Origin of the sequence: Synechococcus sp. R55.3 (assembly GCF_047461975.1) — a bacterium.
Classification (GTDB): Bacteria; Cyanobacteriota; Cyanobacteriia; order Thermostichales; family Thermostichaceae; genus Thermostichus.
In genome coordinates this window covers 8,883-20,149 of the sequence record NZ_JANSIG010000022.1, presented here as the reverse complement: position 1 = coordinate 20,149, position 11,267 = coordinate 8,883, and the positions used below count along the sequence as shown (strand labels likewise).

General features: G+C 59.9%; 12 protein-coding genes. 8 read left to right on the top strand and 4 right to left on the bottom strand.

All coding sequences use genetic code 11. From position 1 onward, the window contains the following. Nucleotides 1–34: 34 nt before the first annotated feature. From NW849_RS05395 to NW849_RS05385, 3 genes are read right to left on the bottom strand one after another with little or no spacing between them, the layout of a single operon-like run. Nucleotides 35–1,240: an amino acid ABC transporter permease gene (locus NW849_RS05395; RefSeq protein ID WP_414356386.1), complete on the bottom strand. Its 1,206-nt coding sequence runs from the start codon at nucleotides 1,238–1,240 to the stop codon at nucleotides 35–37. Nucleotides 1,241–1,243: 3 nt separating this feature from the next. Next, a complete protein-coding gene (locus NW849_RS05390) occupies nucleotides 1,244–2,479 on the bottom strand; it encodes an amino acid ABC transporter permease (RefSeq protein WP_414356384.1) in 1,236 nt (411 codons plus the stop codon). Nucleotides 2,480–2,514: 35 nt separating this feature from the next. Beyond that, nucleotides 2,515–3,534 carry an amino acid ABC transporter substrate-binding protein gene (locus tag NW849_RS05385; RefSeq protein ID WP_414356383.1) on the bottom strand — a complete coding sequence of 340 codons (1,020 nt, stop codon included), beginning with the start codon at nucleotides 3,532–3,534 and terminating at the stop codon, nucleotides 2,515–2,517. Nucleotides 3,535–3,815: 281 nt separating this feature from the next. Here NW849_RS05385 and NW849_RS05380 point away from each other — a divergent pair, with 281 nt between their 5' ends. Next, nucleotides 3,816–4,604 carry an amino acid ABC transporter ATP-binding protein gene (locus tag NW849_RS05380; RefSeq protein WP_011432567.1) on the top strand — a complete coding sequence of 263 codons (789 nt, stop codon included), beginning with the start codon at nucleotides 3,816–3,818 and terminating at the stop codon, nucleotides 4,602–4,604. An 8-nt stretch (nucleotides 4,605–4,612) separates the two neighbouring features. Here NW849_RS05380 and NW849_RS05375 read toward each other — a convergent pair whose 3' ends face one another. After that, nucleotides 4,613–5,455 carry a class I SAM-dependent methyltransferase gene (locus NW849_RS05375; protein ID WP_414356380.1) on the bottom strand — a complete coding sequence of 281 codons (843 nt, stop codon included), beginning with the start codon at nucleotides 5,453–5,455 and terminating at the stop codon, nucleotides 4,613–4,615. Between the two features lie 28 nt (nucleotides 5,456–5,483). Between NW849_RS05375 and NW849_RS05370 the strand changes: the two genes are divergently transcribed. From NW849_RS05370 to NW849_RS05340, 7 genes are all read left to right on the top strand, one after another. After that, nucleotides 5,484–5,699: a DUF6479 family protein gene (locus tag NW849_RS05370; RefSeq protein WP_414356379.1), complete on the top strand. Its 216-nt coding sequence runs from the start codon at nucleotides 5,484–5,486 to the stop codon at nucleotides 5,697–5,699. A gap of 112 nt (nucleotides 5,700–5,811) precedes the next feature. Beyond that, nucleotides 5,812–7,227: an ABC transporter substrate-binding protein gene (locus tag NW849_RS05365; RefSeq protein WP_414356378.1), complete on the top strand. Its 1,416-nt coding sequence runs from the start codon at nucleotides 5,812–5,814 to the stop codon at nucleotides 7,225–7,227. 69 nt (nucleotides 7,228–7,296) lie between these two features. Beyond that, a complete protein-coding gene (gene trpA, locus NW849_RS05360) occupies nucleotides 7,297–8,112 on the top strand; it encodes a tryptophan synthase subunit alpha (protein ID WP_414356377.1) in 816 nt (271 codons plus the stop codon). 468 nt (nucleotides 8,113–8,580) lie between these two features. Further along, on the top strand, nucleotides 8,581–9,102 hold the full coding sequence (locus NW849_RS05355; protein WP_414343171.1) for a phycocyanin subunit beta: 522 nt from the start codon (nucleotides 8,581–8,583) through the stop codon (nucleotides 9,100–9,102). Between the two features lie 140 nt (nucleotides 9,103–9,242). Then, nucleotides 9,243–9,731, top strand: a complete 489-nt coding sequence (locus NW849_RS05350; protein ID WP_011432574.1) for a phycocyanin subunit alpha — start codon at nucleotides 9,243–9,245, stop codon at nucleotides 9,729–9,731. 320 nt (nucleotides 9,732–10,051) lie between these two features. Then, complete coding sequence (locus NW849_RS05345; RefSeq protein WP_414349914.1) at nucleotides 10,052–10,321, top strand: phycobilisome linker polypeptide; 270 nt, start codon at nucleotides 10,052–10,054, stop codon at nucleotides 10,319–10,321. A gap of 73 nt (nucleotides 10,322–10,394) precedes the next feature. Continuing rightward, nucleotides 10,395–11,165, top strand: a complete 771-nt coding sequence (locus tag NW849_RS05340; RefSeq protein ID WP_414356375.1) for a HEAT repeat domain-containing protein — start codon at nucleotides 10,395–10,397, stop codon at nucleotides 11,163–11,165. Nucleotides 11,166–11,267 lie beyond the last annotated feature (102 nt).

Sequence of the window (11,267 nt, the reverse complement as noted above, 5' to 3'; positions counted from 1 at the left end):
CAGATGAAACTGGGAAGGGGAGCGGTTGCAGTTTTTAGCGCTTGCCCAAGCCCAGCGCCTTTTCCACCTGCTGGGCGGCGTAAGCCATGGCAAAGCAGCAGATAAAGTAGATCAGGCCGATAAAAAACAGCACTTCCCGCTGGGTGCCCAGCCAGTTGGGGTTAGTGAACACCACCCGCCCCGCCTGCAGCAGGTCGATGAGGCCGACAATGAACACCAGTGACGTGTCTTTGAAGAGGGTGAGGAACTCGTTCACCAGCGCCGGAACAGCTGCCCGCAACGCCTGGGGCAAAATCACCAAAGCGGTCACTTGAAAGGGGTTCAAGCCCAGCGCCCGTGCCGCCTCCAGCTGGCCCAGCGGGATTGACTGCAGGCCGCCCCGCACGTCCTCGGCCACGTACACGGCTGTAAACAAGATGAAGGCCACCTCCGCCCTGATGATCAGGTTGACGCTGATCCCCCCCAGAAAGAAGGGCACCAACAGCCAGGCGGCAAACAGAATGGTGGTCAGGGGCACCCCCCGCACCAGCTCGATCACCAGCGTGCAGAAGATCCGGATTACCGGCAACGCCCGATTGGCCCGGCCCAACGCCAGCAACACCCCAATGGGGAAGCCGATGATCATGGCGGCTGCCGCCAAGATCAAGGTCAGCAGCAGTCCAGACAGTTGCTCGGTTCGCACTGCCGGCCAATTGGGGCCCAGGTCGCCCAGCAGCAGCTGCAGACAGAGGGGCAAGATCAGGGCCCAAACCCAGATGGAAGCCAGCCGCCAGGATTCCCGTCCCCGACTGAGGGCAATAGCGGCAAAAGTGACGCCAGAGCAAACCGCCAGCCACCCCTGCGACTGGGTTCCCAAAGGCAGGAACGCGGCCAAGCCCATAGCAGCTCCCAAGAGAATGAGGTAGTGCAGCAGCACACCGCCCCAAGCCCCCCCCGCTACCCCCAAGGTGGCCAGCACAATTCCCAACACCGCCCACACCCGCCACAGTTGGCTGCTGGGGTAGGTGCCGCTGGCAAAGATTTTCAGGTTGGCCGGGATCACTTCCCAGCGGGCTTGGGTGAACGCCCAGTTCCAGAACAGGGAAATTGCCCAGGCCAACACCAAGGCAGAGACCAAGGTGAGCAAGGTGCTCAGCCAGGAGTCGAACAGGTTGCGGCGCACCCAAGCCAGAGGACTTTGTTTCTCCCTGGGGGGGAGTACCTTTTCTTCTACAAGGGGGGAGGAGAGACTGCTGGGCATGGGTTAGCGCTCCACCAATTTGACGCGGGCATTGAGCCAGTTCATGCCGTAGGAAACCACCAGGTTGAAGGTCAGATAGGTGGCCATGAGGATGGCGAACATCTCCACCGAGCGTCCCGACTGATTGATGATGGTGCTGCTGATGTTGAACAGATCGGAAAAGCCAACGGCAATGGCCAAGCTGGAGTTTTTGATCAGGGTGAGATACTGAGTGTTCAACGAGGGGATCATGATCCGCAGGGCCTGGGGCACAATCACCAAGCGAAAGGTTTGCAGCTCCGACAGGCCGACGGCCCGGGCTGCCTCCCACTGCCCCCGCGGCACCGCCAAAAAGGATCCCCGCACCACTTCGGCAATGTAGCAGCCGGTGTAGGTCACCAAGCCCAGCATCATGGCGGTAAACTCCGCCGAAAGCTGGATCCCACCCCGGAAGTTAAAGCGCTCCAGTACCGGGACATCCAGCCGCACCGGCGGCTCTGGGAAGAGCACCCAGCAGGCCACCGCCAGCAGCGCCACCCCCGCAGCCACCCACAGGTTCCGCTGCAGGGATCCCAGCTCGGGGCGACGGGCCAGGAGCAGCTTGCGGATCCCCCACCCAGCCGCGATTACAATGGCCAGCGCGGGAACCAGCCAGCCGCTGGGATCCAACCCGGGCAGCTTCACTCCCCGCTGGTTGATAAAGACAAGCCCGCCGATGGAGAGACTGTTGCGCACCCCCGGCAGGGTGAGGATCACCCCCTGGTACCAGAAGATCACGATCAGCAGCACCGGGACATTGCGAAAGATCTCGGTGATGACGGTAGCCAATTGGCGGGCCAGCCAGTTGCTGGAGAGGCGGGCGATCCCCAAGACAAAGCCCATCGCCGTCGCCAACACAATGCTGACCGCGGACAGCCAGAGGGTGTTCACCGCCCCCACCACCAGCGCCTTCAGGTAGCTCTCGGAAGGGTCGTAGGGGATAAGCCCTTCGGTGATGCCGAAGTTGGCAGAGTTGCCCAAAAAGCGGAATCCCAAGCTGATGCCCAGGCGACGCATGCTGGCGAGGAGATTTTGGGCGAGGATCCCGAACACCAGCAGCACGGCCACGACAAAGGCCACCTGCAGCAGAACTTTTAGGATGCGCTCATTCCGCCACCAGGGGGGGCGAAGGTGGGACTGGTCGGACAGAGAAGTCATGCGGGGCAAGCAAAAATTCAGAGCACAGCAGAGAATAGGGGATCCCTGGCCGGTACTGACCAACCGGGATCCCTAGGCCCGGATTCCGAATCAGCCGATCAGCGGAAAGGCGGCGCGTACTGGATCCCGCCTTTGGTGTAGGGCTGGTTCAAGCCCCGCGGCACGCCCAAGGGGGTCAGGTGGCGGTCGAAGATCTCGCCGTAGTTGCCCACCGCCTTGATGACATTGACCACCCAATCCGGCTTCAGGCCCAGCAGCTCTCCCAGGTTGCCTTCCTGGCCCAAGAAGCGGCGAATGTCGGGATCCTCGGACTTGAGGAACTCGTCCACATTGGCGCTGGTGATCCCCTTTTCTTCTGCATAGAAGAGGGCGTAGACCGTCCAGTTCATAATGTCGGAGAAACTCTCATCTCCGTGGGGAACCAGCGGCCCCAAGGGCTCTTTGGAGATCACCTCCGGCAAGATCACGTGGTCGTCGGGAGAAGCCAAGCTGGCCCGGCGGGAGATGAGGGCGCTTTGGTCGCTGGTGATGGCATCGCAACGGCCCTCTTCGTAGGCGTTGAAAGAGGAATCATCGCCGTCGAAGGTTACTGGCGTAAAGGCAATGCCACGGGCGCGGAAGGTATCCGCCAAGTTCAGCTCGGTGGTGGTGCCGGCAATCACACAGATGGTGGCCCCGTTCAGGTCTTCCAGCTTTTCCACCCCCAGCGACTTCCGCACCATAAATCCTTGGCCGTCGTAGTAGGTGGTGGGGCCGAAGGTCACCGCCCACTCGCGATCCCGGGTGAGGGTCCAGGTGGTGTTGCGGCTAATCATATCGACCTCGCCCGACTGAATCGCAGACTGGCGATTGGCCGCCGTCAGGTAGACGTATCGAACCTTGTCCGGATCTCCAAAGAGAGCGGCAGCTACCGCCCGGCAGATGTCGATATCAAAACCCACATACTTGCCTTGGTCATCCAGGTTGCCGAATCCGGGCAGTTGGTTGTTTACCCCACAGATCAACTCGCCCCGAGCCTTGATGCGGTCGGTGAGCGGCCCCAGCTGCGCCCAAGCGGGAAGGGACTGCAGGCCCATAGACAACGCCAGTGCCCCGGCCAAGGGAGCCAATCCGTTCAAATGCTTTATCCAGTTCATAAAATTACCCCATGTCAATCCTCAAGATCTTCGTCGTCAACAGTCGTTCATACACGGCACTTCAACCGAGATACCGTGCCATTGGGTTACACTCCTGCCACACCCCACACCCCATAGAATGGTTTGCCATAGGCGCCTACGATTTTCTCAAAGCCTTACATGTCAGGGCGTATGGAAATGTTGCAGAGGCTACGGTTGTGGCTCGGCCAGTTCTGCCATGGTACCCATGCCTGCTTTGGTGAAACTTAGGGAGTCACCCACCCATGCAAGGATCCCCGCACATAAGGTCTTCACTCTCTCCGCAAAGTGCAGCCAGCGCTGACATTATCCAATGCGAAGATGTTCACAAATGGTACGGCGATTTCCACGTCCTCAAGGGCATTACCACCCGCATCCGCCGCGGAGAGGTGGTGGTGGTCTGTGGGCCTTCAGGTTCGGGCAAGTCAACGTTTATTCGCACGTTGAACCGCTTAGAAGAACACCAGAGAGGGCGCATTGTGGTAGATGGCATTGAGCTAACCAGCGACCTGCGCAACATCGATGCCATTCGCCGCGAGGTGGGCATGGTTTTTCAACAGTTCAACCTGTTTCCCCATCTCACGGTTTTGCAAAATGTAACCCTTGGCCCAATCCACGTGAAAAAGATGAAAAAAAGTGAGGCGATAGAGCGGGCTATGGAACTGCTAAGCCGCGTGGGGATCGCCGAGCAAGCAGAAAAATACCCGGGGCAACTCTCGGGGGGGCAGCAGCAGCGGGTGGCGATTGCCCGCGCCTTGGCCATGAATCCGGCGGTGATGCTCTTCGATGAGCCCACCTCGGCCTTGGATCCAGAGATGATCAAGGAGGTGCTGGACGTGATGCGGGAGTTGGCCCGCTCGGGGATGACCATGGTGTGTGTAACCCACGAGATGGGCTTTGCCCGCGAGGTGGCGGATCGGATTATCTTCTTCGACCGCGGCAAGATCGTGGAGGAAAACACCCCCCAAGAGTTTTTCAGCAATCCGAAAGAAGAGCGCTCCCGCCTGTTTTTATCCCAGATCCTTTCCCACTAGCGAGTCCTTCAGAAGGGGGTGAGGCGTGCCAGAAAAGCCCCCTCCGGCTCTTGATAGACAATCTGCCCCTGCCAGCCGTTGGCGTGGGCACACTGCAGCAGGGTTTCCGGATCTACAAATAGCCAGGGAAAGGGATCCCCCCGCTGGCCGTTGTACTCGGCTACAAAGTTCACTACCTTGGCTTTTGCCTCGCTCCCTTCCTGCCAATCTTCTGAGCCACCTGCTTCGAGGTGGGCAGGCTCGGTCAGCTTGCCAGAGGGGCTTTCCCAGTTTTCTGATTCTCTTTCTGCCGGCAGATCCTCCAGATCCGCAGGGTTGCCGGCATCGCTCAGATCGGTGGAATCTAAGAGCAACTGCCCCGTGGGCTGGATCCAGTGCCGGGCCAAGCGCAAAAAATGCTCTAACCCCGACGGGGATCCCACCAAGCCGACGCCATTCATCAGCAACAGCAGCGTATCGAAGGGATCCTCCGGCCCCGGCCAGTGGAAAAGATCGGCGGCAATGCGGCAACGCACCCCCCGCTCTGCCATAATCTGCAAAGCCACAGGGGAGCGATCCAAAGCGGCCACGGCAAATCCTTCTTCCTGCAGCAGCAGGCTGTGGCGGCCCGTACCGGCGCCGATGTCTAGCACCCGACCGCGGCAGAGTTCCAAGGCCAAGGCTTCCACCTCCGGCAACTCTTGGGTGAAGAACACCTCTGGGGAGACCACCTGGGGCTCTTCCGCCAGCGGGATCCCCTCCAGGCTGTAGGCATGTAAGAGAAGGGATCCCTTGGCCTGTCCCCGATGCCAGTCCCACAGCGCTTGCTCCAAGGGATCCCGAAGTGGGTGATTCTCGACAGCCTTTATCATGGAAGGGGAAAGCTAAACCATTGACCCGATGGCCATCGTCGCCTTTCTTTACGGTGCCGCTATCGTCCTTTTGCTGATTGCAGCAGTGGTTTGGGCAACATCTCGGCAGTTCAACGCGGAGACCAGACCGCAGGCCGGCACCCCACCAGAAGAGCCCCCAGAAACCCCATCTGTTCCTGTTTCCATTGTGGAGCAGCTAGAGCGTCAATACCGCAACAGCCCTTCCTACCGTCCCCACCCTTAAGTTATTCTTCGAGAAGCCTCTGAAAATCCTTGAAAAGACGGGTTTTTGAGGATCCCTGAGGGCGCGAGCAGTGTCTTTGCTGGCCGAAGGTCGGCGTTTTCTTCCCTGAATCATGGTTGTCAAGTCTCCGCCACCCATTGTCTACATTGCCTTGGGGCTATTGCTACTCTGGGGCGGTCATCGCGCTTGGCAGGCGGGCTATGTTCGCTGGCCGGAAGGCATTTCTCTACCGCCAGTATCGCTGCCAGGGTTGGGGGGTGGAGCACAAGATCTGCTCCTGACCAGCGGCGAGCGCACCTTGTTTGCCGATAGCAGTCCCGCTGCCGTTGCCGCTGCAGAGCTGTTGCGCCAAGGTAACCTCAGCGCAGCCATCCCGGTGTTGGAGATGGGGCTGCAAAGCAACCGCAACGACCCGGAAGCTCGCATTTTCTTGAACAATGCCCGTGCCCAGCAGCAGGGCAGTCCCTTGAGCCTGGCGGTGGTGGTGCCCATCTCCAGCAACCCCAACCGCGCCAAAGAGACCCTGCGCGGGGTGGCGCAAGCTCAGGAGGAGCTTTTCCAACAGGGGGGAATCGGAGGACGGCTGCTGCGGGTAGTGATTGCCGACGATGGCGATAACCCTGAGCGAGCAGCAGCGGTGGCCAAAGCCCTGGTGGCGCAGCCTGAGATCTTGGGGGTGATTGGCCATAACACCAGCGATGCCACCCTGGCTGCAGCCGAGGTTTATCAGCCTGCCGGCTTGGCGATGATCTCCTCCACCTCCACCAGCACTCGCATCAGCATGCTGGGGGATGCCATTTTTCGCACCGTGCCCTCCGATCAAGTGGCCGGCACACAACTGGCCCGTTATGCTCTCAGCACGTTGCGGCTGCAAAGGGTGGCCATCTTCTACAACCCCAACAGCGCTTACAGTACCAGCCTGCGGGACGCCTTTGCCTCCACCCTGACCAGCGAAGGGGGCATCGTGCTGGCGGAGTTCGACTTATCGGCGTCGGACTTCAACCCCCAGGCCAGCCTGCAAAGGGCCGTCGGCCAAGGAGCCCAGGTAGCTTTTTTAGCTCCCACGGCTTCCGTAGCCGAAAAAGCGCTGGCCGTAGCCCGCGAGAACGCTGTAGCTGGTAAGCCCCTTGCTCTTCTGGGCGGCGATGTGCTCTTCAGCCTCACCACATTGCAAGAAGGGGGAGCAGCGGTAGAGGGCTTGGTGGTGGCGGTACCCTGGCATCCCCAGGTGCCGCGCAACCGCGAGTTTGCCCAGAAGGCAGCCCAGCTCTGGGGAGGGCAGGTGAGCTGGCGCACCGCTCTGGCCTACGACGCCACCCGGGCTTTTTTGCGAGCCATCCAGCAGGGATCCCCCAGCCGCAGCGCTGTTCTCGCCGCCCTGGGCGACCCGAACTTCCGCTTGCCGGACGGCGCTTCCGGAGAAGTGCGCTTCTTGCCCTCCGGCGACCGCAACGCTCCCAACGTGCTGGTGCGGGTTGAGCCCGGCAACCGCTCCGGTACCGGCTACGATTTTGTGCCTCTCCCCTAGGGATCCCGGCAGACGCTACAGTGGGGGATGCTCTCAACTCTCTCGATCTCCCCAGATCGGATGGATCCCATGCCCACTCGGATCACAGCCTGCTTTCAGGCGCTGCGCAGCCGTGGTGAAAAAGCCCTCATCCCCTACCTCACCGCTGGGGATCCCAACTTGGAAACCACCTTTGAGGCTTTGCAGGTTCTGGATCAGAGTGGCGCCGATCTCATCGAGCTGGGGGTACCCTACTCGGATCCCTTGGCGGATGGGCCGGTGATCCAAGCAGCAGCCACCCGCGCCCTCAGCCGGGGAGTCACTTTGGGCGCCATTCTACAAGGCTTGCGCCGCCTCTCTCTGCAGGCCCCCCTGATCCTGTTCACCTACTACAACCCCATCCACCAGCTCGGCATCCCCAACTTTCTGCATCAACTGCGGCAGGCCGGCTGTGCCGGTTTGGTCGTCCCCGATTTGCCTCTGGAAGAGGCGGGATCCCTGCGACAAGCAGCCCAGGCCGAAGAGATCGACCTCATCCTGCTGGTGGCCCCCACCAGCCCCCCGGAGCGCATGCGCCGCATTGCCCAGCAGTCCAGTGGCTTTGTCTACTTGGTCAGCACCACCGGCGTTACCGGCGAACGGGCCACCCTGGAAAAGCGGATCCCGGCTTTGCTGCAGCAACTGCGCCAACAAACCCCCCTGCCGATTGGGGTGGGCTTCGGCATCTCCACTCCCGACCAGGCCCGCCAGATCGCTCTCTGGGGAGCAGATGCGGCGATTGTGGGCAGCGCATTTGTGCAACGGCTGGCCAAAGCCCCCACGCCTGAAGAAGGACTGCAACAAATAGCTCACTTTTGTCGAGCCCTCAAAGCGGCCCTGCAAGAGGTGACCCCTCCAGAGCGCTGACCGAAGCGCGAGGAGCGTGGAGCGGCGGAAAAATCCCCCGGCTTTAGCCGTGGGGAGAACGTCAGTTCTGTTCAGGAGGGCGCCAACTCAGGTTGCTTCCATCTCAAAACAAATGTTTACATTCCGTAAGCCAGCCTGTAGACCCATTTCCCCCCTGCTGCGCCCCACAGTCGGGGGATCCCAGGCTAAGCAGACATTTTGGTATCGATGGGTTTGTAAATCTTCACAAAACACTCATCCCTCCCGCGATATAAAATTAGGCTGGATGCTCGGCTGTCTGAAAGTCGCAGAGGTTCTTGACCTATCTAAAAATTGGGGGGTTCGGTGGGGGTAGTTTTGAGCAGCCTGCTGCCACGGAATCCCCAGTTTTTGGAGGTCAAAGAGGATCCCGCAAAAAAGCTTGGGATTTGGCTTTTGGGAGGTTCAGCCAGTCGCTCATCGCTTTTTGGAAAGACCAGAAGGAGATCCATCATGCAAGACGCCTTTACCCGGGTGATCGCTCAGGCAGATGCACGCGGTGCCTTTTTAAGTGACCAAGACTTTGACCGTCTGGCGGCTTTGGTGGCAGAGGGCAACAAGCGCCTGGATGCCGTCAACCGCATGACCAGCAACGCCGCCCAAATCGTAACCAACGCAGCTCGGTCTTTGTTTGCTCAAGAGCCGGATCTGATCGCTCCCGGTGGCAATGCCTACACCAACCGTCGCATGGCCGCCTGCCTACGGGACATGGAGATCATCTTGCGCTACATCACCTATGCCACTTTGGCCGGGGATAGCTCTGTGCTGGAAGATCGCTGCCTGAACGGCCTGCGGGAAACCTACATTGCTCTGGGGGTGCCCACCACTTCTGTGGCCAATGCCATTGCTGCTATGAAGAAGGAAGCGCTGGCCAAGATCATGGATCCGAAGGGCATCACTCCTGGGGACTGCTCGGCGCTGCAAAGCGAAGTGGCCAGCTACTTCGATAAGGCTGCTGCCGCCATCGTTTGAGCTTTGGGTCGAAGCTGGCTTAGTCGTCCCTTTTTAGATCGGTTAGATCCCTTCATTTCTGATAGGCAGGTGGAGATCCAGTCCGCCTTTCCTACAGAATGTTCGTTAACAACACAATTGATGAATTTAGGAGTTGCAAGGTGAAAACCGTCATCACTGAAGCGATTGCTGCCGCTGACAATCAAGGGCGTTTTCTGAATGCCAGCGAGCTGCAGGCCGTGAATGGTCGTTACCAGCGTGCTGCTGCTTCTCTGGAAGCGGCCCGTGTCCTAACCAACAATCAGCAAACCCTGGTGCGGGAAGCGGTGCAGGAAGTGTTCAAGAGGTTCCCTTACTTGACCCAGCCGGGTGAAATGGGCCACGGCGATGTGTTTCAGGCCAAGTGTGCCCGCGACATCGGCTACTACCTCCGCTTCATCACCTATTCCCTGGTTGCGGGTGGCACCGGCCCCCTCGATGAATACTTGGTAGCCGGGCTGCGGGAAGTGAACCGCTCCTTTAACCTCTCTCCGAGCTGGTACATCGTGGCTCTGCAGTACATGAAGAGCCGCGCTCTGGGCATGCTGAGCGGCCAAGCGGCCAACGAAGCTGCCATCTACTTCGATTACGCCATCAACGCCCTCAGCTAAGGGATCCCAGGGCAAAGATCCCCGCTTGTTGGGAGGGGACGATCTCTTTCTTCGTCTTCCAAGTGTGTATCTCTCCAGAGCAGGCGGCGGCTCCAGAGAGGTCTATTCCACCTGTTTCTAGGTTGGCTTAGCGCCTCGGCTCCCTTTGAGCCAGTTGGGTTAGTCGCCTGCTCTCTAGTCTGGGGGAGTTAACCTCTGGGTTCTAGACATTGCCTGGTGGCAACGCGGCTGGCCCGCAAAAGTAGCCGGTACAGCTTGTCCGGCGCTTGGTTGCCCCTGACAGTCCTCTAAACGAAATCTGATAATAATTGGGGAAAGCGATGTTCGGTCAAAGCACCACCAGCCCTGAAGCTCTGACAGAAGCCGGCAGCCGGGTTTACCGAGTTGAGTACACCGGCCTGCTCAACCCTCCCGATGCTCTGGCCACCTCTGCCAAAGTTCGCCGCAGCACCCTGAGCGCCACCGTCCCCTACAGTCGGTTGTCTGCCGAGATGCAGCGCATTCTGCGGATGGGTGGCAAAATCGTGCAGGTCACTGCCTTGTCGGGAGCCAATGCCTCTCCTGCTCAGGACAACGGTGCTGCTGAGTAAGGGATGCTCGACGGCTAACTGAAGTTACCGGCAAGGTTGCCCAGGTGTCATGAACAGCTCTGCAACGGTTCGTATGGCATCCAACACGGCGGTGCTGCCACAGCAGCTTAGCTGGGAGCAGGCGATAGCCCGGCTGCAAGGGGATGACTTGCAAGATCGCTACTATGCCGCCTGGTACTTGGGCACAGTTCGGGATCCACGTGGGGTAGAGCCACTGCTTTTGGCGTTGCAGGATGAACGGGATCGCACCGCCTTGGGGGGCTATCCTCTGCGCCGCAATGCTGCCAAGGCCCTGGGGCAAATCGGGGACTTGCGGGCCGTGCCCGGTTTGATCGAGGCCCTCACCTGTACTGACTTCCACGTGCGGGAAGAGGCTGCCTATGCCTTGGCTCAATTGGGGGACAAGCGAGCAGTGGATCCCTTGCTGGCACTGTTGCAGTCTCGCGAACAGGATCAGCCCTGGGAAGCCCTTATCGAGGCACTGGGCCAGCTTCAGGCCACCGAGGCTGAGGCAGCAATCCGACCCTTTTTGAGCCATCCCTCCGAACGGGTGCGTTCGGCAGCGGCTTGGGTGCTCTACCGCTTTACGCAAGCCGAGGAGCTGACCCAAATCCTAGTGGCGCTCCTGGCCCACTCCAACTCCAGCTTGCGACAGGCCGCTTTGTTCGACCTGGCCGAATCGGGATGGGTGGCGGGGGCACCGCTGTTGGCAACAGCCGACGTAGCGCTCAACCTGCGCATCAATGCTCTGAAGCGGCTGTTCGATGTGGCGCTTCAGTTGGGGCGGGTACCGCCGGCTCAGGTGGCGGCAGCGATCCTTCCGCAACTGGAGAGGCTCTTTTAGGATTTTGGGGCGCTCAGTGCCTTTGATTTAGATCATTTCAGATGCTTCAACTGTACCTTTGACTACTCGTTGCTTATGTCCTCCACCTCGGCTGCTCAAGCG